At 71.3% G+C, this 24,492-nt stretch carries 20 protein-coding genes; 5 read left to right on the plus strand and 15 right to left on the minus strand.

All coding sequences use genetic code 11. The annotated features are described in order from the left end of the window. Positions 1–443 (plus strand): helix-turn-helix domain-containing protein (locus tag ACI3KX_RS18005; protein WP_404910578.1); only part of this gene is annotated, 443 nt, incomplete at its 5' end. 12 nt (positions 444–455) lie between these two features. On the opposite strand, the gene ACI3KX_RS18010 is transcribed toward ACI3KX_RS18005, so the two are convergent. The 10 genes from ACI3KX_RS18010 to ACI3KX_RS18055 all read right to left on the minus strand — a co-directional run bounded on the left by ACI3KX_RS18010 (position 456) and on the right by ACI3KX_RS18055 (position 15,296). Continuing rightward, on the minus strand, positions 456–785 hold the full coding sequence (locus tag ACI3KX_RS18010; RefSeq protein WP_404910579.1) for a cupin domain-containing protein: 330 nt from the start codon (positions 783–785) through the stop codon (positions 456–458). Beyond that, positions 782–2,212, minus strand: a complete 1,431-nt coding sequence (locus ACI3KX_RS18015) for an NAD(P)/FAD-dependent oxidoreductase (protein WP_404910580.1) — start codon at positions 2,210–2,212, stop codon at positions 782–784. The genes ACI3KX_RS18010 and ACI3KX_RS18015 overlap by 4 nt, the downstream gene beginning before the upstream one ends. 115 nt (positions 2,213–2,327) lie before the next feature. Continuing rightward, positions 2,328–2,885 carry a cysteine hydrolase family protein gene (locus tag ACI3KX_RS18020; RefSeq protein ID WP_349426271.1) on the minus strand — a complete coding sequence of 186 codons (558 nt, stop codon included), beginning with the start codon at positions 2,883–2,885 and terminating at the stop codon, positions 2,328–2,330. A 357-nt stretch (positions 2,886–3,242) separates the two neighbouring features. Then, entirely contained in the window at positions 3,243–4,898 is a 1,656-nt protein-coding gene (locus ACI3KX_RS18025) for an amidohydrolase (protein WP_404910581.1), read from the minus strand. Positions 4,899–4,924: 26 nt separating this feature from the next. Then, positions 4,925–5,851 carry an ABC transporter permease gene (locus tag ACI3KX_RS18030; RefSeq protein ID WP_404910582.1) on the minus strand — a complete coding sequence of 309 codons (927 nt, stop codon included), beginning with the start codon at positions 5,849–5,851 and terminating at the stop codon, positions 4,925–4,927. Beyond that, a complete protein-coding gene (locus tag ACI3KX_RS18035) occupies positions 5,848–6,789 on the minus strand; it encodes an ABC transporter permease (RefSeq protein WP_349426274.1) in 942 nt (313 codons plus the stop codon). Before ACI3KX_RS18035 ends, ACI3KX_RS18030 begins: the two co-directional genes overlap by 4 nt. Further along, entirely contained in the window at positions 6,782–7,966 is a 1,185-nt protein-coding gene (locus ACI3KX_RS18040; RefSeq protein WP_363356869.1) for an extracellular solute-binding protein, read from the minus strand. Before ACI3KX_RS18040 ends, ACI3KX_RS18035 begins: the two co-directional genes overlap by 8 nt. Before the next feature lie 99 nt (positions 7,967–8,065). Continuing rightward, positions 8,066–9,274: an ABC transporter ATP-binding protein gene (locus tag ACI3KX_RS18045; RefSeq protein WP_404910589.1), complete on the minus strand. Its 1,209-nt coding sequence runs from the start codon at positions 9,272–9,274 to the stop codon at positions 8,066–8,068. A gap of 285 nt (positions 9,275–9,559) precedes the next feature. After that, positions 9,560–10,348 carry a DNA-formamidopyrimidine glycosylase family protein gene (locus tag ACI3KX_RS18050; protein ID WP_404910583.1) on the minus strand — a complete coding sequence of 263 codons (789 nt, stop codon included), beginning with the start codon at positions 10,346–10,348 and terminating at the stop codon, positions 9,560–9,562. Then, complete coding sequence (locus ACI3KX_RS18055; RefSeq protein WP_404910584.1) at positions 10,341–15,296, minus strand: DEAD/DEAH box helicase; 4,956 nt, start codon at positions 15,294–15,296, stop codon at positions 10,341–10,343. Before ACI3KX_RS18055 ends, ACI3KX_RS18050 begins: the two co-directional genes overlap by 8 nt. Before the next feature lie 111 nt (positions 15,297–15,407). Between ACI3KX_RS18055 and ACI3KX_RS18060 the strand changes: the two genes are divergently transcribed. Further along, a complete protein-coding gene (locus ACI3KX_RS18060) occupies positions 15,408–15,884 on the plus strand; it encodes a hypothetical protein (protein ID WP_404910585.1) in 477 nt (158 codons plus the stop codon). Positions 15,885–15,926: 42 nt separating this feature from the next. On the opposite strand, the gene ACI3KX_RS18065 is transcribed toward ACI3KX_RS18060, so the two are convergent. The 5 genes from ACI3KX_RS18065 to ACI3KX_RS18085 form a co-directional block, all read right to left on the minus strand. Continuing rightward, positions 15,927–16,109, minus strand: coding sequence for a PspC domain-containing protein (locus tag ACI3KX_RS18065; protein ID WP_349426283.1), 183 nt, complete (start codon positions 16,107–16,109; stop codon positions 15,927–15,929). A gap of 60 nt (positions 16,110–16,169) precedes the next feature. Continuing rightward, the gene (locus ACI3KX_RS18070) at positions 16,170–16,352 is read right to left on the minus strand and encodes a PspC domain-containing protein (protein WP_349426284.1); all 183 of its coding nucleotides are present in this window, start codon (positions 16,350–16,352) and stop codon (positions 16,170–16,172) included. Positions 16,353–16,456: 104 nt separating this feature from the next. Continuing rightward, positions 16,457–18,133 (minus strand): ABC-F family ATP-binding cassette domain-containing protein, encoded by a 1,677-nt coding sequence (locus tag ACI3KX_RS18075; RefSeq protein WP_404910586.1) that lies wholly within the window; start codon positions 18,131–18,133, stop codon positions 16,457–16,459. Positions 18,134–18,405: 272 nt separating this feature from the next. Next, on the minus strand, positions 18,406–19,071 hold the full coding sequence (locus ACI3KX_RS18080) for an alpha/beta hydrolase-fold protein (RefSeq protein ID WP_363356875.1): 666 nt from the start codon (positions 19,069–19,071) through the stop codon (positions 18,406–18,408). Positions 19,072–19,150: 79 nt separating this feature from the next. Then, the gene (locus tag ACI3KX_RS18085; RefSeq protein WP_349426289.1) at positions 19,151–19,774 is read right to left on the minus strand and encodes a hypothetical protein; all 624 of its coding nucleotides are present in this window, start codon (positions 19,772–19,774) and stop codon (positions 19,151–19,153) included. Positions 19,775–19,871: 97 nt separating this feature from the next. Here ACI3KX_RS18085 and ACI3KX_RS18090 point away from each other — a divergent pair, with 97 nt between their 5' ends. The 3 genes from ACI3KX_RS18090 to ACI3KX_RS18100 all read left to right on the plus strand — a co-directional run bounded on the left by ACI3KX_RS18090 (position 19,872) and on the right by ACI3KX_RS18100 (position 24,371). Further along, positions 19,872–20,459, plus strand: coding sequence for an NUDIX hydrolase family protein (locus tag ACI3KX_RS18090; RefSeq protein ID WP_349426290.1), 588 nt, complete (start codon positions 19,872–19,874; stop codon positions 20,457–20,459). A 62-nt stretch (positions 20,460–20,521) separates the two neighbouring features. Next, entirely contained in the window at positions 20,522–22,435 is a 1,914-nt protein-coding gene (locus tag ACI3KX_RS18095; RefSeq protein WP_404910587.1) for a M3 family metallopeptidase, read from the plus strand. Positions 22,436–22,640: 205 nt separating this feature from the next. Beyond that, complete coding sequence (locus ACI3KX_RS18100; RefSeq protein ID WP_404910588.1) at positions 22,641–24,371, plus strand: hypothetical protein; 1,731 nt, start codon at positions 22,641–22,643, stop codon at positions 24,369–24,371. The last annotated feature ends 121 nt before the right edge of the window (positions 24,372–24,492 follow it).

Here is a 24,492-nt window from a genome sequence, read left to right on the forward strand (position 1 = left end):
GCCAGATCCACGGCTTCGTGCACCGAGGCGAGGGCATCGACGCTGCCCTCGCCTCGGTGCACGAAGCCGTGGATCTGGCCGGCGGCCGGCGTCGCCGGGCCGGACGTGGCCCGCATCTGCGGCGCGCCGAGAACCGCCCGCTGGTCCAGCTCGTCGCGGCCCTGCGCGATGACCACCGGGTGCTCGATCACGGCGAGCGCATGCTCGCGCCGCTCATCGCGCACGACCTGTCGCGCTCGGGTGACCTGCTCGACGTCCTCGAGGCGATGCTCGCGCACCCGGGCAACCGCACCGCGGCGGCGGGGGCATCCCATCTCTCGCGGTCGGTGTTCTACCAGCGCATCGCGCTCATCGAGGAGCTGCTGGGCGCCGACCTCGACGACGGCGAGACCCAGACCGCGCTTCACCTCGCACTCCTGGTGCGGCGCTCCGCCGGCCGCTGACGCGGGCCGGGATCAGCCCGCGATGTAGACCTTGCGGAGCGTCTCGCGGACGGTCCAGACCGTGCGCATGCCGGCGGTGAGGCGCACCACCGCTCCCGCGCGCAGCTCGATCGGCTCGAGTGCCGGATCGTCGAACGACACCGTCGCCGAGCCGGACAGCACGACGAACACCTCGTCTGTCTCGACGTCGGTCGAGACCCCCGGCGTGTGCTCCCACACGCCGATCGCGTCCGTCAGCTCGATGTAGCCGGTGCGCGGGGAGCCCTCGACGACCTGCTCGGCCGGCAGGGAGTCGAGCGCGAGCGCGAGGACCGCGGCATCCGTCACGATCCCCGGGTTCATGAGTCGAAGCCCAGTCCGAGCGCATCGAGCGTCTTCAGCAGCAGGTTGCGCTTGCCCTTGTTGTGGTCGGCGCGATCCAGCGACCACCTCGTCGCGTTGATGCCGATCGACGCCGCGGGCTCGGGCGGGAACGGCAGGGGGCGCTTGCGCACCATCTCGAGCTCGGTGCGTTCGTTCGAGACGCCGTCGAGCAGATCGAGCATGACGTCGCCGGCGAAGCGGGTCGAGCCGACGCCGAGTCCGGTGAAGCCGGCGGCGTAGGCGATGCGACGTTCGCGCGCCGTGCCGAAGAAGGCCGTGAACTGCGTCGATGTGTCGATCGCGCCCGCCCACTGGTGCGTGAAGCGCAGGCCCTCGAGCTGCGGGAAGGTCGTGAAGAAGTGACTCGCGAGCTTCTCCCACGTCTCGGGCCGGTGCTCGTAGGCGGGATCGACGCGGCGCCCGTAGCGGTAGACGGCGTCGTAGCCGCCGAACAGGATGCGGTTGTCCTTGCTGATCCGGTAGTAGTGGAACTGGTTCGCCATGTCGCCGATGCCCTGGCGGTCCTGCCAGCCGACCGACGCGAGCTGCGCGTCGGTGAGCGGCTCGGTCATGAGCACGTAGTCGTACACCGGCACCGTCATGAGCCGGTTGCGCTTGATGAGCGACGGGAACACGTTGGTGCCGAGCACGGCACGCGCCGCCTCCACGCGCCCGTCGTCGGTGATCACGACCACCCCCGGGCCGGTCGTGTCGAGCCCGGTCACGTGGGACCGCTCGAAGATCTCGACGCCGCGCTCCTCGCACACGCGGGCGAGTTCGGCGGCCATGCGCGCCGGGTGCACCATGCCGCACGCGTGCTTCTCCCAGACGGCGGCGAGATACGTGGGGGAGTGGACGGATGCCTGCGCCTCGGCACGGTCGAGATAGACGACGCCCTCCTCGCCCTCGGCGGCCCACTCCTTCAGCCACTCCACCTGATGGGGTTCGATCGCGGGCGCCAGCTGACCGGTGCGCTCGAATTGGAAGTCCATGCCGTAGCGCTCCTCGGACGCCTCGATCGCATCGAGGTTCTCGCGACCGAGCCGCTCGAGCACCGGCATCTCGTCGGGCCAGCGCGCCATGCCGTTCTCGTGGCCGTGCGTGAGGCTCGCTTCGCAGAAGCCGCCGTTGCGCCCCGAAGCCGCCCAGCCCACGCGCTGCGCTTCGACGACGACGACCTTGGCGCCCGGGTCGCGCTCGGTGGCGAGCAGGGCGGTCCACAGGCCGGTGTAGCCGCCGCCGACGACGACCAGGTCGGCGCGATGCGTGCCGACGAGAGAGGACCGGTCGAGCCTCAGATTCTCGGGGAGGTCGTCGCGCCAGAAGACGGAGTGTCTGGTGCCGGCAAGGGACTGCTGGACGACGGATGCTGCCGGCCGCTGTCGTTCGAAGACGGTCGTGCCCACGGTTATCAACTCCGATGCGGGTGTCTGGTGCTCCCATCCTCGCCCGTCGACGGCGACGGTGCGGGCATCGCGTGTCGGAAGTTGTCCGTCGGCCGGACAGGTTGTCGCGCCGGCATCAGCGCGCGGCGAGCTCCCCGGTGAGCGCATCCACGTCGGCGACGCGGGCGTAGGTGCCGTCGAGCGCCGCCATGAACGCCAGGTGCACCTGGGCGCCCGGCACGGTCCGGCCGTCGTAGGCGAGGTCGGGTGCCGCGCACGCGTCCTGTGCGACGGCGAGGCGGAAGCCGAGATCGGATGCCGCGCGCACGGTCGCGTCGACGCACATGCTTGACATCATCCCGGCGACGACGATCTCGTCGGGTGCCGCGGCGCGCAGCAGAGCCTCGAGCCCCGTGCCGAGGAACGCGTTCGGCTCGTGCTTGACGACGACGTGCTCCGAACCGTCGGGCGCGACGCGCGGGTCGAACTCGACGCCCGGCGTCCCGGCGCCGAAGAAGGCGGCATCCGGACCGTCCCACACGTGCTGGACGTGGACGACCCGCTCACCCGTCGCGCGGAACGCGGCGAGGAGTCGCGCGGCGGCATCGGCGGCGGCATCCGGGTCGACGAGCGGATGCCGCCCTCCCGGGAAGTAGTCGCGCTGGATGTCGATGAGGAGCAGGAGTCGGGTCACCGCAACAGCATAGAGGCGGCCGTGTCAGGCATCCGGCGCGGCGTAGACACCGGTCGTTGAGCGAGCGAGGAACGAGCGAGACGAAACGCGGGCACCCGGCGCAATCGAGAGGCGCGAGTCGTTTCGTCTCGGTCGCTGGCGCTCCCTCGCTCAACGACCGAAGCTTGGTCCCGGTCGTTGGCGCTCCCTCGCTCAACGACCGAAGTTTCGTCTCGGTCGTTGGCGCTCCCTCGCTCAACGACCGAAGCTTGGTCCCGGTCGCTGGCGCTCCCTCGATCAACGACCGAAGCTAGGTCCCGGTCGTTGAGCGAGCGAGGAACGAGCGAGACGAAACGCTGCAGGCGGTGCAAGAACGTGTCAGGCATCCGGCGCGGCGTAGACCCGCGTGCCTTCGACGAACGTCTGGAGTGTGCGGGTGGCGCCGATCCGCTCCGCGGGGCCGGCGAACGGGTCGCGGTCGAGCACGGCCAGGTCGGCGAGCTTGCCGACCTCGATCGTGCCGGTGACCTCGTCGAGGTGGTTCACCCACGCCGATCCGGCCGTGTAGGCGGTGAGCGATGTCGCGAGGTCGATCGCCTGCTCCGGCAGGAAGGCGTCGTAATCGCCCTCCTCGTGGCCGGGGGCTGCGGTGCGGTTCACGGCGGTGTGGATGGCTGCCATCGGATCGGGTGTCGACACCGACCAGTCGCTGCCTGCGGCGAGCACCGCGCCGGCTCGCAGCAGGTCGCCGAACGGGTACTGCCAGGCGCTGCGCGGCTCACCGAGGAACGGCAGCGTCAGCTCGACCATCTGCGGTTCGTACGTCGCCCACAGCGACTGCATGTTGGCGGCGACGCCGAGCTGGCGGAAGCGCGACACGTCTTCGGGGTGCACGACCTGGATGTGGGCGATGTGGTGCCGGTTGTCGCTGGGGCCGTTGCGGGCGATGGCATGCTCGACCGCGTCGAGGCACTCGCGCACCGCGCGGTCGCCGATCGCGTGGAAGTGCACTTGGATGCCCTCGGCGTCGAGGAGCGGCACAGCCTCGTTGAGAACCTCCGGCGCGACGAACGAGATGCCGGCGTTGTCGGTGAAGTGGCCGTGGCCGTCGCAGTACGGCTCGAGCATCGACGCGGTGAAGTTCTCGGCGACGCCGTCCTGCATCACCTTGACCGAGGTCGCGGCGAAGCGTCCGCCGCGGTACCGCTCGCGGCGCTCGAGGATGGAGGGGATCTGCTCGAGGCCCTTCGTGCGGTCCCACCAGATCGCCCCGACCACCCGCGCCGTGAGGGTGCCTGCGGCCGCGGCCGCGAGGTATGCGGGACCGGGATCGCCGGCATCCCCGTACGAGCCGACGATCGCGTCCTGCCAGCCGGTGATGCCGAACGAGTGCAGGTAGTCCTGGCCCAGCAGGAGTGCCTCGGTGAGGCGCTCGAGCGGCTCCTCGGGCAGCAGGCGGTTGACCAGCGCCATAGCGCCCTCGTGCAGCGTGCCCGAGGGGGCGCCGTCGTCGTCGCGCTCGATACGGCCATCAGCAGGATCGGACGTATCGCGGTCGATGCCGGCGCGCTGCAGCGCGGCCGAGTTCACCCACGCGCCGTGGCCGTCGCGGTTCGGGAAGAACGCCGGGCGGTCGCCGGTGACGGCATCCAAGGCGGATGCCGTCGGCGTGCCGCCCGGGAACGCCGACATCTGCCACCCGCCGCCGAGGATCCACTCGTCGTCAGGATGCGCGCGGACATGGCGGCCGATCGCCTCGAGGTAGTCCGATGCCGTGCCGAGCTCGGACAGGTCGCAGCGGAGCATGTCGAGCCCGCCCCAGACCGGATGCACGTGGGCGTCCTGGAAGCCGGGGATCAGCATCCGCCCCCTGAGGTCCACGACCTCCGTGGACGGGCCGACGAGGTCACTGACATCATCGCTGCCGACGGCCACGATGCGCCCGCCGGTGACCGCGACGGACGTCGCACGCGACCGCACGGTGTTCGCCGTGAACACGGGGCCGCCGGTGAAGACGAGGTCGGCGTAGGGCATGGGTCTCCGATCGCTGAGAGGTCCGGTCAGCCGCCGGTCATCGTGCGGGCGATCTGCGTCGCGGAGTCGCCGGCGCGCTTGAGCACGAGCGCGACGAGCGCGAGCGCGATGAGGGTCAGCACCAGCATGATCGTCGACACGGCCGCGATCTCCGGTCGCAGGCCCGAACGCAGCGCGCTCAGCACGTACACCGGCCACGGGGTCGTGCCCGAGACCTGCACGAAGGCCGCGACGATCGTGTTGTCGAGGCTGAGCGTGAACGCCAGCAGGAAGCCGGCGAGCACCGCCGGCATGGCCAGCGCGAGGGTGATGCGACGGAACGTCGTGAACGGCTTCGCGTACAGGTCGGCCGAGGCCTCTTCGAGGTTCATGTCCTGACCCACGAGCCGGGCGCGCACGATGTACGACACGACGGCGGTCGCGAACAGCGAAGAGCCGACCGAGAGGCGCACGATGCCGTCGTTGAACATCGAGATGCCCAGATCCTGGCCGAGGAAGACCATCCAGGGCAGCAGCGCCACCGCGTCGACGATCTCGGGCGTGACCGACACCAGGAGCAGCAGCCCGAGGAACCACCACACCCACTTGCCGGGATGCCGCGCCATCGCGATGCCGGCGAGCGTGCCGAGCGCGGTCGCGATGATCGCCGCGATGAGCGCCGTGATCAGCGACACGCGGACGGCGTTCTGGATGGCCGGCTTCACCAGGATCGTGCTGAAGGCGTCGAACCCGAAGCCGTCCCACGACACCAGGAGGCGGCCGCTGTTGAACGAGTAGATGACGATCACGATGATCGGCAGGAACAGGAAGAGCATCACCAGCACGCCCCAGACGCCGAAGGCGACGTCCGACCACGATTTGCGCGCGCGCCGGCGGGGAGCTGCGGTCGGCCGCGCTTCGCGGGTCTGGGCCTGCAGGATCGTCTCGGTCTCGGTCTCGGTCTGCGTGGTCACGTCGTCGCCTCCAGCGCGCCTGCGGGCGCGGCATCCGTCTTCACCGTGTCGGCCACCGGTCCCAGCACCAGCCGGCTGCGCGAGCGGAACGGCAGCGCGATCAGCCAGATGATCACCGCGGCCACACCGATCGTCAGCATGATCACGAGCATGAGCAGCACCGCCATCGCCGAGCCGAGCGCCCAGTTCTGGGCGGTCTGGAACTGGCTCGCGACGAGCTGGCCGACCATGTTGCCCTTGGCGCCGCCGAGCACGGTCGCGGTGATGTAATCGCCCATCAGGGGGATGAAGACCAGCAGCACGCCGGCGATGATGCCCGGCTGCGACAGCGGAAGGGTCACGCGCAGGAAGGTGGTGAGCTTGCCCGCGCCGAGATCCTTCGACGCCTCTCGCAGCGCCGGGCCGACGCGGTCGAACGCGACGAACAGGGGCAGGATCATCAGCGGAAGGTAGTTGTACACGACGCCGATGATCACTGCGGTGCGGGTGTACATCAGGTCGAGCGGACCGTCGAGCACGCCGATGCCCTGCAGCAGCGACGACAGCCAGCCCTCGGGCGCGAGGATCACCTGCCAGCCGATCGTGCGCACCAGGAAGTTGGTCCAGAACGGCACCAGCACCAGGGCGATGAGGATGCCGCGGCGTTCGGGCTTGACCTTGAACGCCATCCAGTAGGCGACCGGCGCCCCGATCAGGAAGCAGAGCACGGTGCCGATCACGCCGACCCAGAGGGTGTTCTGGAACGTCGCGAAGAACGTCGGCGAGAAGGCCTCGACGTAGCGGTCGAACGACAGGATGTCGTTCGCGTGGCTGCCGAAGACGCCGGGCTTGTAGCCGAAGCTGAACCACACGACCATCGCGACGGGCGCGACGAAGAACAGGAGGAGCCACGCCCACGCCGGAACGGCGAGCGCGGCTCCTGCCGAACGACTACGCACCGGCGGCAGCCTTCACCTCGTTGTAGATCTCGACGCGGGTCGTCTGCGAGTTGTTGAGCTCCTGCTCGTGCATGGTCTCGAGCTGCTCGGGGTTGAAGAAGATCATGTCGGTGTATGCGAGGCCGCTCTCCTCGGCCGCGGCCTGCATGTCCGTGCCACCGACGTTGTAGCCGATGTAGTCGAGGTTCAGGGCGAGGTTCTCGGGCGCCATCGAGTAGTTGATGAACGCGTGAGCCGCCTCGGGGTGCGGCGCACCGGCGGCGATCGCCCAGTTGTCCATCCACAGCTCGGTCACGGGGCCCGGGAGCACCCACTGCCAGCGCTCCGGCTCGCTCGATTCCATCAGGCCCAGGCGTGCGTCGCCGTTCCACGCCTGCATCAGCACCTGCGTGCCCTGCGGGATCGCGTTCGTGCCCGGGTAGGAGTCGAACGCCGAGATGTGCGGCGCGATCTGCTCCACGAGGAAGGCGCGGCACGCTTCGAGCTCGTCGGGGTCCTCGGTGTTCCAGTCCAGGTCGTTGGCCCAGAAGTACGAGCCGATGATGCCCGCGGGGTCGTCCGACATCGCCGTCTTGCCGCTCGCCTCGTTCTGCGCGGCGTCGAAGAAGTCGCTCCACGTCGTGAGCTCGCGGGTGATGACCGTCTTGTCGTAGACGTACCCGGTCGTTCCCCACGCCTTGCAGACCGAGTAGTCGTTGCCCGGGTCCCACGCGCGGCCGAGGAAGGCCGGGTCCATGTTCGACATGTTCGGCAGAAGCTCCTTGTTGAACTTCGTCAGCAGGCCGTTCTCGATCATCTGCGGGATGAAGACGCCGGTCGGCACGACGATGTCGTAGCCCGAGGTGCCTTTCGCCGCGACCAGCTTCGCGATGAGCTCCTCGTTCGAGGAGTACGAGTCGAGAGTGACCTTGGGCCCGAGTTCGTCGGTGAATCCCTCCACGACATCCGGCGAGTCGTACTCGCCCCACGTGTACACCGAGAGGCTCCCCTCCAGGTCTCCGCCGGTGGCCTGCGGCGCGGGCGACCCGCTGCCGCCCGGCGTGCAGGCGGCGAGCACGGCGGTGCCTCCGGCCAGTGCCGCGAAGCTCAGGAAGCGGCGCCGCGAGAGCTCGCGCACGATCGCGGGCGCGGCGGCCTCGGGGGCGAGGATGCGGAGCGGGGTACGAGGCTGGGTCAACGGGTACTCCTGGTCGGGTCGGGAGCCGGTGAGGCGGATGCCGCGGCTGAGGGCGTGCGTCGGGTCGGGCGTGCTGTTCGGGTCAGGCGGTCGGTCTTGTCAGGCGGTCGGGGGCGCGATGTAGCCGCCCTGCTCGGCGGCCGCGTCGTCGGCGGCGGGGAAGAGCAGCACGTGGTGCGCTCCCCACGCGCACACCACGTGGTCGCCGACGACGAGCGCCGGGGCGTCCGGCGTGGGCCGCCGCACGATCAGGCTCTGGTCGGGACCGAGCCGCACCAGGTACTGCATCGTGTCGCCGAGATGAGAGACGCCGATCAGCTCGCCGTGGGTCGTGTTCGCCTCGGACAGGCTCGCGCCGGTCGCGGTTCCCGAGCCCGCCGAGGGGTCCTTGTCGATCCGGATGAACTCGGGCCGCACCGCCGCCTCGCCGAGGTTCGTGCTGGTGAGCACGGGCGATGCGGCGCGAACCAGCGCGTGCGGCGAGGTGATCGCTGCACCCGCCTCGGCCGCCGGGCCGCGGAAGAAGTTCTGCTGGCCGACGAACGCCGCCACGTACGCCGATGCGGGACGCGCGTACACGGTGTCGGCGTCGGCGAGCTGCTCGATGCGACCCGCGCGCATGATCGCGATCCGGTCGCTCATCGAGAGGGCCTCGCCCTGGTCGTGAGTGACGAAGACGAACGTGATGCCCAGTCGCGACTGCAGGAGCTTCAGCTCGAGCTGCATCTCCTCGCGCAGCTGCCGGTCGAGCGCGCCGAGCGGCTCGTCGAGGAGCAGCACGGCGGGGCGGTTGACCAGCGCCCGTGCCAGCGCGATGCGCTGCTGCTGGCCGCCCGACAGCTGCGTGGGCTTGCGGTCGCCGAAACGCCGCATCTGCACCATGTCGAGCGCCTGGGTGACTCGCTCACGCACCTCGGACTTCGGAGTCCGGCGCTGCTGAAGGCCGTACCCGACGTTCTCCGCGACCGACAGGTGCGGGAACAGGGCGTAGGCCTGGAAGACCGTGTTGACGTCGCGCTTGTACGGCGGCGCCGCGAGCACCGAGCGCCCCGAGATGCGGATGTCGCCGGCATCCGGCCGCTCGAACCCCGCGATCATCCGCAGCGTCGTCGTCTTGCCGCAGCCGGAGGGGCCCAGGAGCGAGATGAACTCACCCGGCTGGATCGTCAGGGACAGGTCGTCGACGGCGAGCTGCTCGCCGTAGTACTTCGTGATCCCCGACAGGACGACTGCCCCGCGCGCGGCCTCGCTCTCGCTGGGAACCTGCTCCGCGGGGTCTGCCGCTGCGGTCGCCGTGCCTGTGGACATCGTCACCTCGTGAGGGTCCTTCTGGTCGCGGGCCGCGCAACGCTGCACGGCCGATCGGGTGTGTCGAGTATTCAATAGGGGGACGTGGTCACCCGCAATGCGGCCGCCTCCTAACCAGACGATCCGGGGTGCCTGCGGCCTCCGGCACGACACTTCGTCCGGACTTGTGTAACGGCCAGGAATCCGCGGTGTTTCAACGGCGCACGCGCGGCGACGAACGGATGCCCGGCTCCCGGGCGACAGTTCGTCCGCCCGGCATCGTGATGAAAGCGTGCTGGAAGAGGATCAGCGCTGGCAGGACGGACACCAGAAGACGATGCGCTCGCGGGTGGGATCCGCACCGAGGCTTCCGCCGCGGATGAGGGTCCCGCACCGCCGGCACGGCCGGCCCTCACGGCGATAGACCCAGGTCGATCGTCCGGAGCGCTCGTCGCCGGTGAACGTGCGGCCAGACCGGTTGCGGTTGGCGCGGATCATGCGCGCGCCGAGGTCCACGATCGCGGCGGCATCCGTCTCGTCCGCCGGTGTCGTCGGAAGGATGCCGCGCACGAACAGGATCTCGTTGACGTACTCGTTCCCGAATCCGGCGATGTTGCGCTGGTCCTGGAGAGCGACATGCACGGCGCGGGTGTCGGCCCCGAGGCGCTGAGCCGCCTCCACCGGGTCCCACGAGTCGGACAGCGGGTCGGGGCCGAGGTAGCCGACGAGCTCGTCCTCGTCGGCGGTGGGCACCACCTTGATGTCGGCGAGGTCGAAGCCGACCGTCTCCCACTCGGTGCCGTCCGGCGCGGTCGCGCCGATCACCGCTCGGGCACGGAACGCCGGCGCGCGCCACCGCTCGCCGTGCCGGTACACGTGCCACTCGCCCTCCATCTTGAGGTGGGTGTGCAGCGTCCACGACCCGATGCGATGGAGCAGGTGCTTGCCGCGCGAGACCACGCCGTGCACGACCTCGCCCCGCAGGTCGATCGTGGCCGCCTGCGGGACGCGCAGTTCGAACCGCGTCACCGTCGCCCCCGCCAGCGCGGCATCGAGGCGGCGGGCCGTGCGGAAGACGGTGTCGCCTTCAGGCACGCGCGCCCGCCCGGTCCTCCGGTCCCGGAGCCTGTCGCGCAGCACCAGCCGTGGGTCGCCGCAGGGTGAGCCCGCGCGGCGACTCCACGAAGCCGGCATCCCGCAGCGCCCGGCCGACCGCGGTGCCGTACACGAAGGCGCCGTTGACCTGCTCGATGGTCAGGGTGTCGAGCCGTCGCGCCCGAGAGGTCGCGGCGAGGTCCCGCGTGGCGGCGGCGAGCACCGGTTCGTCGCCCGTGAACGCGAGTGCCGACTTGCCGCCACGCTCCAGGTACAGGGCGAGCGCGCCGTCGACGAGCACGACCAGCGCACCTGCCTTGCGCCCGGGGCGATGCCCGACGCCCTCGAGCGCCGGCCATGCCAGCGCCGCACCGTACGGATTCGCGGGATCGGTCGCGGTGAGCGTCACGCCCCGCAGCGGCGGCGGGTCGGAGAGACCGGCGAACTCGCGCAGCCGGTCGACGGTGGCGGAGGCGGCGAACTGTGCCGCGCCGAGCTTCTCGATGACGTACCCGCGCCGGCAGTGACCCGCCTCTTCGAAGCCCGCGAGCACGCGATAGGTCTGCGCGAATCCGCCCGGCACGCCCTCGGACTGCACCGCGCCGCGGGTGACGACGCCGTAGCGGTCGAGCAGCAGGCTCGCCGTCGCCGTCGCACGCAGGGCGGCATCCGGCTCGGCCGCCGGCAGCAGCGACCATCGTCCGCCGATCGCAGGCGGACGGGCGGGGACGGATGCCGCGACCGACCGCACCGCGGCACCCCGGTAGAGGCGGGCCCGCGGGGTGCGCCGGCTGACCCGGTGCGCCTGCGAGCCGCCCGACACGAGCGCGCGGACGGGGGCGAAGGTGTCGTTCGTGATCCGTCCTGCCCAGGTGAGCCGCCACAGCGCGTCGACGACCGACTGCTCGTTCTCGGCGCCGGTCGTCTGCCGCAGCTGCGCGGCGAAGTAGGCACCGCCGCCGCCGAGCGCGGCCAGCAGCTGGGCATCGAGGGACCCCGGCGTGATCTCCTCGGCGTCGTCGGGCACGGAGAGCGTCAGCGGCACGGCGTCAGCCGGATGCAGCGCGATCCAGCCGTCGCGCCCCGGCAGCGTGCCGTGGCCGGACCAGATGACCTCGCCGGTGGCGGTCAGCTCGTCGAGCATCCCCGGTGTGTAGTCGGCGACCCGAGCGGGAAGCACGAGGGACTCCCAGGCGCTCGCGGGTATCGGCACGCCGGCCAGCTGCTCCACGACCGCCGCGACGCCGTCGATGCCCTCCAGCGGCCGGGTGACGTGCTGCCACACCGGAAGGAAGCGCGCATAGGCGTGCTGCGGCACCGGCTCGACGCTGCCGCGGATCGCCGCGAGCGAGCGCATCCTCAGCCGGCGCAGCACCTCGGTGTCGCACCACTCCGCCTCGTCGCCGCGCGTTGCGGAGCGGTCCTCCGAGCCGGGCGGCGGGTCGGGCAGGAAGAAGCCGCTCGTGACCCGTCCCTGCGACTCGAGCCGCTGCAGGGTATGGCGCGCGACGGCGACGCCGATGCCGAGGCGGTCGGCAGCGGCATCCGCCGTGAAAGGCCCGTGGGTGCGCGCGTACCGGGCGAGCAGGTCGCCGAGCGGGTCGGCGACGGGCTCGAGGAACGCGGTGGGGATGCCGACCGGCAGAGCCACCCCGAGTGCATCGCGCAGCCGCCCGGCGTCTTCGATCGCGGCGATGCGGGTCGCGCCGGCGATCGTCACCGGGATCGCGCGCCGCGACGCGACCAGCGCGTCGAGGAGAGCGGATGCCTCGCCGGGGCTCGCGTGCGCGAGGTCGCTCGTGGGCTCGGGGCGTTTCGTCTCGGTCGCTGGCGCTCCCTCGCTCAACGACCGGGAACCAGGTTCGGTCGTTGAGCGAGCGGAGCGAGACGAAACGCCTCTGACGCCGTCGCCCTCGGCCTCGAGCCGCAGGGCCGCCTCGGTCGCGTCGAGCGGACCCAGAAGGCGCAGGAGGTCTGCGACTCCCTCGAGACCGCGTGCGCGGCGCTCGGGATCGAGGCGCTGCGCCTCGCGCTCGAACTGCGCGATGACGTCCGGGTCGAGGAGCTCGCGCATCTCGACCTTGCCGAGCAGCTCCGACAGCAGTGCCGGGTCGACCGAGAGCGCGGCCGCCCGACGTTCCGCCAGCGGCGAATCGCCCTCGTACATGAAGGCGCCGACGTAGCCGAACAGCAGGTCGCGCGCGAACGGCGAGGGCTGCGCGGGCTCGGTCTCGATGAGGCGGATGCGGCGCTCGCCGATGCCGCGCATGAGCCGCAGGAGCGCGGGCACGTCGTAGACGTCCTGCAGCACCTCGCGGAGCGTCTCGAGGATGATGGGGAACGTCGGGTACCGACGGGCCACCTCGAGCAGCTGCGCCGACCGCTGGCGCTGCTGCCACAGCGGTGTGCGCTTGCCGGGGTTGCGCCGCGGCATGAGCAGCGCCCGCGCCGCGCACTCGCGGAACCGCGAGGCGAACAGCGCGGAGCCGCCCACCTCTTCGGTCACGATCTGGTCGAGCTCATCGGGGTCGAAGACGAAGAGGTCGGCACCCGGTGGCTCGGCGGTGGCATCGGGGATCCTCGCGATGATGCCGTCGTCGCTGGCGACAGCGGATCCGTCGACGCCCAGCCGCTCGCGGATGCGCGCGTTGACCGCGAGCGCCCACGGCGCGTGGACCTGCATGCCGTACGGGGAATGCAGGATGACGCGCCAGTCGCCGACCTCGTCGCGCCCGCGCTCGACGGTCAGCTGACGATCTGTCGGCAGCGTGCCGGTGGCCTCGCGCTGCTCGGCGAGGTACGCCAGCAGGTTGTCCTGCGCGTACTCGTCCAGGCCCGCGTCGTGCAGGCGCGACTCGGCCTTCTCGGGCTTCGCCGTCGACACCTCGCGGGAGAACTTGCCGAGCGCCTCGCCGAGCTCGGCCGGGCGGCCGATGCCGTCGCCGTGCCAGAACGGCACCTTGCCGGGCTGTCCGAACGCGGGGACCACGTTGACGCGATCGTGCGTGATCTCGACGATGCGCCAGCTGGTCGTGCCGAGGGTGAACACGTCGTTCACGCGCGATTCGTAGACCATCTCCTCGTCGAGCTCGCCGACGCGCGCGTTCTGGGACTCACCCGCGATGAAGACGCCGAACAGGCCGCGGTCGGGGATCGTGCCGCCGCTGGTCACGGCGATGTGCTGGGCGCCCGGGCGGCCGGTGAGCACGCCTAGATCGCGGTCCCAGATGACGCGGGGACGGAGCTCGGCGAACTCGTCGGACGGGAACCGCCCGGCGATCAGGTCGAGCGTGGCCTCGTACGCCGACCGGGGGAGCGAGCGGAAGGGGGCGCTCCGCTTGAGCGTCTCGTACCAGCCCTCGACGTCGACGGGCGCGACCGCCGCTGCGGCCACCGTCTGCTGCGCCAGGATATCGAGCGGGTTCTGCGGGATGGCGATCGCCTCGATCTGCCCGGCCAGCATCCGCTCGGTCACGATCGCGGTGTGCAGCACGTCGCCGCGGTGCTTCGGGAACAGCGCGGCACGGCTGACCTCGCCCACCTGGTGCCCGGCACGGCCGATCCGCTGCAGTCCGGATGCCGCACTCGGCGGCGCCTCGACCTGGATGACGAGGTCGACGGCGCCCATGTCGATGCCGAGCTCGAGGCTCGAGGTGGCGACGACGCACCGCAGGACGCCCGACTTGAGCTCCTCTTCGACCTGCGCCCGCTGCTCCTTCGACACGGACCCGTGGTGCGCCTTCGCGAGCACAGGGTCGGCTCCTGCCGTCGCGCCCGCCTGCGCCATCATGGCCGCGGGAACCGCCTGCTCGGGCAGGTCGAGCCCGAGACGCTCGGAGTAGATCTCGTTGAGCCGGCCCGTGAGCCGTTCGGCGAGCCGTCGGGAGTTGCAGAACACGATCGTGGAGCGGTGCAGCAGGATGCGATCGACGATGGCCTCTTCGACGTGCGGCCAGACCGACCCGGTCATCTCGGTCTCGCCGGCACCGGACGCCCGGCGCGGATCGCCCCCCGAACCCGCCCCAGACCCTGAGCCGTCGGCGAACCAGTCCTCGTCGATCGCCTCCGCCGGCCCGTCGGCCGAGGACGCGGCGGCCGGATCCGCCCAGGCGTCGTCTTCGGATCGGTACGGGCTCGGCGGCGGCGGAGGATTGAGCATGTCGCCGATCGGCACGACGACCTTCATGTCGAACGCCTTCGTCGCCCGGGGTGCGACGATCTCGACCGGCTCGGCGCCCCCGAGGAACCGGGCGACCTCGTCGATCGGCCGCACGGTGGCCGACAGGCCGATGCGCTGGGCAGGTGGGGCATCGGGTGCGAACGAGCGACGGAGCGCGTCGAGCCGCTCCAGGCTCACCGCCAGATGCGCGCCGCGCTTCGTGGCGGCGACGGCATGCACCTCGTCGACGATGACCGTGTGCACGTCGCGCAGCGTCTCGCCCGCACGGCTCGTGAGCATGAGGTAGAGCGACTCGGGGGTCGTGATCAGGATGTCGGGCGGGCGCTGCACGAGCTTGCGCCGGTCGCCCGCCGGGGTGTCGCCGGAGCGCACGCCCACGGTGACATCGGGCACCGTGAGACCGAGCCGGCGCGCGGACTGGCCGATGCCGACGAGCGGGGAGCGGAGATTGCGCTCGACGTCGACGCCCAGCGCCTTGAGCGGCGAGATGTAGAGGATCCGGGTCGCGGGCGCCGCGGCATCCGTCATCTTCTTCCGACCGGAGGCGGACGCGGACACCGGGGCCGCCGCCTTGTCGTGGAAGACGCGGTCGATCGCCCACAGGAACGCCGACAGCGTCTTGCCGGAGCCGGTCGGCGCGACCACCAGCGCGTGCTTGCCTGCCGAGATCGCCTGCCAGGCCCCCTTCTGGGCATCGGTCGGGGCGTGGAAGGCGCCACGGAACCAGTCCTGCGTGGCAGGACCGAACCGCTCGAGGACGTCTCCCATCACTCCATCTTCGTCGCGATCGCCGACATCCGGCCAGGGCGGGTCGCAACCGGGTCGCGTAGGATCGGTGCTCGCGTGTCCCCCCGCACGCGCTCACCGCCGAGGACCTTGATGGAGTCGACGCCCTCGAGCGGGTCGGACACCCCGGCGCCGCTCGCCCCCACGGCCACGCCCACGGCCGCCGATGCCTCCTGGGTGCGCTCGCGCCGGGTGCAGACCTTCGCACTCGGAGCGCTGGTCGGCGCCCTCGCGCTGTCGCTCGTGGTCGTCGTCACCGCGGTGTTCGCGGCGGTGCAGGGCGACCGCTCGCCGCTGCCCGCCGATCCCGCGCCGGCGTCGGAGGTGCGCGTGACTCCCCGCCCCACACCGCCGGCGCCGACCCCTCTGCTCACTCCCAGTCCGACGGTCCCGCCAGCAGAGCCGGAGCCGGATGCCGGCGAGGACGAGCAGACGGACGCGGCCGTCGAGCCCGCTCCGGCTCCGGCGCCGACGGTGCCGCCGCCGACGGAGGAGGAAGATGACTCCTCCAGCGGTCCCGGCAACAGCGACAGCGCCCCCGGACGCACCAAGGAGCCGAGGAGGCCGTGAGCTGCGGTCTTCGCGGAGGCTGTCGTCACTCCCTGACCGACGTCAGCTCTCGTCCGGCATGAGGATCCACAGCAGCAGGTACATCAGGATCGATACGCCGAAGAAGACGGTCGAGGCGACCGTGAGCACGCGCACCGGCACCACGCTGCAGCCGAAACGGTCCGCGATGCCCTGGCAGACCCCGGCGAGAATGCGTCCCCGTCTGGGACGAACCAGGCGATGCATGCGTTCATCATGGCGTGGCGCACCCCTGCGCGCCAGGGGCGGGCGAGCGGAACCCCGGCGTCAGCGCTCGGAGGGGACCAGGATCCAGAGCAGGATGTAGATCCACAGCGACAGGCCGAAGAAGACGACGGCGAGGACGGTGAGGATCCGGATCAGGGTCACGTTCCACCCGAAGCGGTTGGCGACGGCGGCGCAGACGCCGGCGATCCATCGGCCCTGCTGAGGTCTCACGAGTGCGTTCATGAGTTCATCATCCGCGAGTCGGGGCGCCGGCGCACGGGTGCTGGCCCCCGGACCGTCGGGGGAGCAGCCCGCGGCCGGGAACGAAGCCCGGCCGCGGTGCGTCCTCAGCGCTCCGTCAGCGTGCCGTCGCGGTCGAGCTCGAGCACGAGGCTGACGCCGATGCGCTCGAGGAACGCGTCGTCGTGGCTCACCGCGAGCACCGCGCCGCGGTAGGCGGCGATCGCGTCGACGAGCTGGTCGACCGTGTCGAGGTCGAGGTTGTTCGTCGGCTCGTCGAGGACGAGCAGCTGCGGCGGCGGATCGGCGAGCATGAGCCGGGCGAGAGCCACGCGGAAGCGCTCGCCACCCGACAGCGTTCCCACCGGGCGTTCGACGGCCGCTCCTCGGATGAGGAACCGCGCCAGCCGGTTGCGCAGCTCGACGATCGTGACGCCAGGCGCAGACGGAACGACGTTGTCGAGCACGGATGCCGCGTCGTCGAGCCCGTCGACGCGCTGCGGGAGGTACCCGACGCGGTCGGTGTGCAGCTCGGCGCGTACCGAGCTCAGGAACGGTGAGGCGGTTGCCGCGTCGACCCCCGGAATTCCGGGGTCGTGACCGCCGGCATCCGCACCTCTTCCTGAGTTCGGAACGCTTTCGGCGACCAGCCGCTCCAGCAGCGTCGTCTTGCCCGCTCCGTTCGGGCCGATCAGCGCGACCCGCTCGGGCCCCTGGATCACCCACGACCGCTCGCCGTCGCCGAGCGTCGCGATGCGACGGCCCGCTGGCACTCCGGGGTCGGGCAGGTCGATCTTCACGATGTCGTCGTCGCGCACGCGGCGCTCCGCGACATCGAGGGCCTCGCGCGCCGAGGCCTCGCGTTCGGCCTTCTCGCCGCGCAGCTTGCCCGCCGAGACCTGGGCCGCCATCCGGCGTCCGTTCGCGACGATCTTCGGCACGCGCTTCTCCTCGTACGCCTTCTGCCCCATCGCGGCGCGGCGCGAGAGGGTGGTCTCGGCCTCGATGCGCTGGCGCTTCTCGCGTTTGACGGCCTGGCGGGCCGCTCGCTCGGCGTCACGGGCGGCGCCCTGCTCGGCATCCAGCCATGCCCGCCACTGCGAGTACGGACCGCCGAACACCGACAGCTCGTTCGCGTACAGCTCGGCGGTGTCGTCCATCAGCTCGAGGAGCGTCGTGTCGTGACTCACCACGACGAGGGCGCCCCGCCACGAGCGCACCATGTCGTACAGGCGCGTGCGGGCGTCTCGGTCGAGGTTGTTGGTCGGCTCGTCGAGCAGCGCGATCTCGGGACTGCGCAGACGGATGCCGGCGATCGCGGTGAGCACCGCCTCGCCGCCCGACAGCTGCCCGACGCTGCGGTCGAGCATGTCGGGTGCGAGTCCTGCCTCGGCGAGCGCGGCGTGCGCGCGCGCCTCGATGTCCCAGTCGGAGCCCACCGCGTCGAAGTGACGCGGATCGGGATCGCCGGACTCGATGGCGCGCAGCGCGCGGAGGGTGTCGCCGACGCCGAGCAGGTCGGCGACGGGCCGGTCGACGTCGAGAGTCAGCCGCTGCGGCAGGTATGCGGCATCCGCTGTCCGGGCGATGTGCCCGGCGGAGGGTGTGAGGTCCCCGGCGATCAGGCGCAGCAGCGTGGACTTTCCGGAGCCGTTGCGGCCGACGAGGCCGGTGCGGCCGGTGCCGAACGATCCGGAGACGTCGGCGAGGGCGACGGTGCCGTCGGCCCAGGTGAATGAGACCCGGTCGAGGACGATGACGGGTGTGAGAGTGTGTGCGGGCATGAGGCCTCCTATGTCAGTCGAGCGCTGACACCGAGGGACCGCGGGATCCGTCCGGAACGTGCCGGCCTGGGAAGGCTGAGGCATCGCGGGAGGAGAAGCGATGGATCGACGAGCAGCGCGGAATCGTCAGGCGCTGCGAGACGTCGAGGGTCGACGGAGCAGCGCGATTACAGCGCGGACGCGTCGATCAGCTTCAAGGGAGTTCCTCACCGAGGGGACAAAGGCCGTGAGACACCATAGCGGACGATGCTGACCATGGCCAGGGAACGCGATCAGTCGACCGCGTCGAGAGCCGTCAGCCGCTTGTCCAGGAATGCCGCCACATCGGCGAGTTCCTGCTCCGAGACGCTGTGCGTGAGGCCCGGGTACACGCGGCCGCTGAGTTCGGCGTGCTCGGGCAGCCACTGCGTGGTGTGAGCGACGACGAACTCCGGGATGACGTCGTCGTTCGTCCCCCGGCCCCAGAACACCGGCAGCCGCAGCTCGGCGAGCGCGGCGTCCCCCGGCAGCTCGCCGGGTGTGACGTAGCCGGACAGGTTGACGGCGTACGCGAAGCGCTGCGGCTCGAGGCGCATCGCCTGCAGTGACACCGCACCGCCCTGCGAGAAGCCGAGGAGGCCGATGGATGCCGCACCCGCTGTGTGCGCGTCGATCCACGTGATGACCGCCTCGGCGGCGCGGGTCACGTGCGAGGCGTCGCGCCCCTCCAGCCCTTCGATCGGATACCAGGAGCGTCCCGGGGCCGGCCACGGGGGTGCGAGCGGCGCGGCGAGGCTGGCGACCGCGAATGCCTCGGGCAGGTACTGACGCAGCGGATAGAGGTCGTGCTCGTCGGCGCCGTAGCCGTGGAGGAGCAGCAGCAGGTGCCGACCGGCGACGGCCGACCGGTCGGTCGACCACAGCACGGCGTCGGCGTCGAGGACGAGCGCTTCCGGCATGCCCTCATCCTCCCATCGGCGGCCGACACGGCGAAGGGCGGATCCGAGCGCCGCAGACGGCAGCCTCCGGTCGGGCCGGTCAGATCTTGATCGGGAAGGTGAGGAGGATGCCGATCCCCACGGTCATCACGACCAATGCGAGCCCGAGGAGCACCCGACCGATCCAGGTCCGCACATCGCGTTGCGACATCGCGGTCAGGAACAGCACGAGGGCGAACAGCACCGTCAGAAGTGAGTAGTTGTCGCCGCGCTGGTTGCTCTCGAGGGCTTCGGCGAACTTGGCGTCCGCGCGCTCGTTGAGCTCCACCGCCTCCACCTCGCCCGGCGGCACGTATTCGTCGCGGGCGAAGGGAGCGTTCTCGACCATCCCGTCGGCCTGCCACGCGTCGAAGGCGACCGTGAACCACGGCTGGAAGCGTTCCTGGATGTACTGCGCCAGCTCGGTGTCGCCCTCGCCCTCGGCCAGCACCCACTGCGCGTAGACCGACAGGTCGAACTGCTGAGCGGCCCGCGCCTCGTTCTCGGCACTCGCGGCCTGGATGCGGGCGCCCGACGCCTCGCTGAACGCGATCGACATCTCGCCGCCCCACTTCGACGACTCGAAGCCGCACCACGCCGTGAGCACCGCTGTGATCGACAGCACGAAGACGCCCACGATGTCCTGGATGCGGCTGATGCGCGTCTGCGGCGGGTCCTCGGCCATGGCGTCCTCCCGAAACGATGCCCTCAGAATAATGACGCATCCGCCTCGGTGCGGAGGACGCGCGGCAGGATCGGGACGGAGCGGGTATACAGGAGGCATGTCCGTGCGCACCCCTGACCCCGAACCTGCGGGCGACGAGCCGTTCGGCCCGCCGGCGGGGAACATCTCGAATCCGGCCTGGCTGAGCGACATCGAGCTGGAGGAGGCGCGCCGCCGGCTGCCGATGCTCTACGTCGAGGGTGTGCCGGTGCGCACCGACGGGATGGGGCAGGTCACCCAGGTCGGCATCCTGCTGCGGGCGACACCGGTGGGTGAGATCTCGCGCACCATCGTCTCGGGCCGCGTCCGCTACGGCGAGACGGTCCGCGACGCCCTCTTCCGCCACCTCGAGAACGACCTCGGCCCGATGGCGTTCCCGATGCTCCCGCCGCAGCCGACGCCGTTCACCGTGGCCGAGTACTTTCCCCTGCCCGGCATGACCGCCTACCACGACGACCGCCAGCATGCGGTGTCGCTCGCGTTCGTCGTGCCGGTGACCGGCACCTGCGAGCCCCGTCAGGATGCCCTCGAGGTCACCTGGCTGACTCCGGAGGAAGCGGCATCCGACGCACTCTCGGCCGAGATGGAAGGCGGCCGGGGGACTCTGGTGCGCATGGCTCTCGCGAGCGTGGGCGCGCTGCGCTGACCGATCGGCGCCCGGCGCCGGATCTCTTCGCGAACCGGCGGCGTCGCCCTTAGGCTCGCAGGGTGACTTTCGAGCCTCTGCCGTTTCCGTCCGACGCCGCCGGATGGGCGGCCTTCGCCGATGAGCGCCCCGGCGCCCGGATCGCCCGGGTCCGCGAGATCGATGGGCGGCTGAAGTCCGAGTCGTCGCTCACGACCGTCGAGCGTCTGGAGCTGTGGAACGACGCCGACATCGCCCTCAGCGAGGCCCTCAGCGAGGCCTACGTCCTGAGCGAGGCGCACCCCGATCAGGCCGTGCGCGAGCGCGCCGAGGCTCAGGTGCAGATGGTCGAGTCGCTCTCGGCGGCGCGGCTTCTCGACCGTGATCTCTGGAACGCCTTCGCGGATGCGTCGGCGACCGCGCTCGACGACGATCAGGCGCGGCTGCTCGCCCACCTGCTGCGCGACTTCCGGCGCGGCGGCGTCGAGCTCGACGATGCCGACCGCGAGCGCGCCCGGCAGCTGGCGGACCGCGACACCGAGCTGTCGCTGGCGTTCTCGCGGAACATCCGCGACGGGCGTCGCGAGATCACCGTTCCCGCGGACGGACTGGCGGGCATGCCGCAGGACTTCCTCGACTCCCACCCCGCCGACGAGCACGGGCGGGTGACGCTGTCGACCGACTACCCCGACCTCATGCCGGTCCGCGACTACGCCCGCGACCGCGCGACGCGGATCGCCCTGGTGAGCGCCTACAACGACCTCGCGTGGCCCGAGAACGACGCGATCCTGGCCGAACTGCTCGACGTCCGCGCCGAGCGTGCCCGGCTGCTCGGGTATCCCGACTGGGCCGACTACGAGACCGAGACCCGCATGATCGGGTCGGGCGCGGCGATCCCCGCGTTCCTCTCCCGGCTCGACGATGCGTCGCGCTCGGCGGCGCAGGCGGAGTACCCGCAGCTGCTGGAGCGGCTGCGGCGCGACGTCCCCGATGCGGAGGTCGTGACCATCGCCGACTTCTGGTACCTGCTGGGCGCGATCAAGCGCGAGCAGTACGACGTCGACGCCCAGCTGGTCCGCTCGTACTTCCCGTTCGAGCGGGTCGTGGCGGGCGTGCTCGATGTCACCGGCCGCCTGCTCGACGTCCAGTACGTGCCGGTCGACGCTCATGCCTGGCACGAGGACGTGCAGTCGTTCGACGTGATGCGCGGCGACGAGCGGCTCGGACGCATCCACCTCGACCTGCACCCGCGGGAGGGCAAGTTCAGCCACGCAGCCTGCTTCCCGCTGGCACCCGGCGTGGCGGGCCGGGTGCTCCCCGAGGCCGCGCTGCTGTGCAACTTCTCGCGCGGCCTTCTCGAGCACGACGAGGTGGTGACCTTCTTCCACGAGTTCGGTCACCTGGTGCACGACATCCTCGGCGGCCGCCAGCGATTCGCGCGGTTCAGCGGAGTGGCGACCGAATGGGACTTCGTCGAGGCGCCGAGCCAGCTGCTCGAGGAGTGGGCATGGGATGCCGGGGTGCTCGCCTCGTTCAGCGGCGACGCGCAGGGCGAGCCCATTCCCGCCGACCTCGTGGCTCGGATGCGCACCGCCGACGCGTTCGGACGCGCGCTCGAGGTGCGCCGGCAGCTCGGGCACGCGAACGTGTCGTACCACCTGCACGTGGATCGGCCGGCCGATCTGCAGGCCGAGACCGAGCGGCTCTACGCGGCCGCCAGCCCGGTCCAGCCGCTGCCGGGGCTCCACTCCTACGCGGGGTTCGGCCACCTCACCGGCTACGGCGCGTGCTACTACACGTACCAGTGGAGCCTCGTGATCGCGCGCGACCTGCTGAGCGGCTTCGCCGGCGGACTCATGGATGCCGAGGCCGCGCGTCGCTACCGCTCCGAGGTGCTCGAACGGGGCGGATCGCGCGACGCGAACGACCTCGTCGAGGCGTTCCTCGGCCGCCCGTCGTCGTTCGAGGCGTACCGGGAGTGGCTCGCCGGCATCTGACGTTTCGCCGACACAGCCGGGGGATGTAGGGTTCACCTACCCTGATACGCAGTCACCTGCGACACAACCCCCCGGTGTCGTCGAGGACGGTGCGGCCACCGCTGCTCGCGCGCGAGGCGATACGTTCGCCGGCGCCGTGGGCCAGGACGCACGCCTCCGCCGAGCGCACTCGCCGACACAGCAAGCCAGAAGCGGAGACACACCGATGTCCGACCACGCCGTGAGCGCCGGTAATCCGGGCCAGGACGACCCGACCCCCTTCGACAACCTCATCGGCGGCGACCCGGCGACGACCTCGTTCGGGTCGGGCTTCACGACGACGTTCCGCGGGTACGACAAGGAAGAGGTCGACGCCGCGATCGCCGGACTCGACGCGCGCGTGCGCGCGGCCCACGACGAGGTCGCGCAGCTGAAGCAGCACCAGCGTCGTGCCGGTGCTGCGGTCGCGCAGAGCCGCGCCAAGGCCGAGCGCCTGGAGGCGGAGCTCCAGGCGGCCGCCGAGAAGCGCCAGGCCGAGATCGACGCCGCCATCGCCGGCCGCCGTGCGGAGCTGGATGCCGCGCTCGAGGCGAAGCAGGACGAGATCGAGCGGCTCGAGGAGGCGCTCACCGAGGCCGAGGAGGGCCGTCTGGCCGAGCTCGAGCGGGTCGCGGCCGAGGCTTCCGCCGCCCGCGACGAGGAAGGCGACATCGTCCAGCGGCTGCGAGGCGAGATCGAACTCGCGAACGCGAAGCTCGCCGACGCCGAGCAGCGGGTGCAGACCCTGAGCGACGAGCTGGTCGGCGCGACGACGGAGTCACCGAACCGCCAGCAGTTCGAAGAGGTGCTGCGCGTCGCCGAGGACCAGGCCAGCCTCCTCATCCGCAACGCGAGCGTCCAAGGTGATCGTCTGCTCGAGGCGGCCCGCGAAGAGATCGCGAACCGCCGTTCGTCGGCGCTGGCCGAGGCGGAGGCCATCCTCTCGCAGGCCCAGCACGAGGCCCAGCAGGTGCGGCTCAAGATCGACACCGAACTGACCGCCCATGAAGCGCGCATCGAGCGCGAGGCGGCGCACGCCGCCGAGAAGGTGTCGCAGGCCGAGCGCGAGGCTGCGGCCATCCGCTCCGAGGCGGAGAAGGGGGCGGCCGTGCTGCGCTCCGCCGTCGCGCGCGAGACGGCACGCGATCGGTCCGACGCCGAGGAGGCGGTGCGCGAGCTGCGCCTGCGGGCACTCGAGTTCGAGGCATCCCTCACCCGCCGGCAGGATGACGCGCACCAGGAGTTCCTCGTGCTGCACAACCAGGCGGTCGCCCACGCCGAGCGCATCACGCAGGACGCCAACGACCAGGTCACCGCGTCGCTCGATCACGCGCAGCGCGTGTCGGTGAAGGCCGAGGACTTCGAGCGGCTGATGCGCGCGCAGTCGCAGCAGATCGAGGCTGACGCACAGGTGCGGGCGCGAGAGCACCTCGAGCGGGCCCACGTGAAGGCGGAGCGCATCATCGACCTGGTGACGACGCACTCGCAGGCCGTGCTGCGCGACGCCGAGGACCGCACGCGTCAGCTGCGCTGGCAGCAGCACCAGCTGATGAGCTTCATGGCCGAGGTGAAGGAGCTCATCCGCCCCGAGACGTCGATCACGGCGGCCGTCGCGGGGGAGGACGCCGCCGCGATCGCTGACGTCGACCTGGAGCCGGCGGATGCCGAGCCGGGCGAGGCTGCGGACGTCGAGCCGGTCGAGTTCGAGCCCGCCGAGGCCGAGCGCGACGGCGCTGAGCGCGTCGACCCTGAGCCCGCCGGGACCGATCCGTCCGTGGCCGAGCCGAGCCACGCCGAGGGTGCGGAGGGTGCGGAGGCGGAGGCCGACGTGGAAGTCGCGACAGAGGACGCCGACGGCGGGGTGAGCGAGAACGCCCCCGACGAGCAGAGCGACCACGACGAGCGGAGCGACCACTGACCCCCGGTCGTTGAGCGAAGGGCGCTCTGGCGCCCGAGACGAAACGCCCCGAACCTGGCCGCTGCGCCGGGTGCGGGGCGTTTCGTCTCGCTCGTTCCTCGCTCGCTCAACGACCGGGGGC

The organism is Microbacterium sp. ZW CA_36, assembly GCF_044987475.1.
GTDB lineage: Bacteria > Actinomycetota > Actinomycetes > Actinomycetales > Microbacteriaceae > Microbacterium.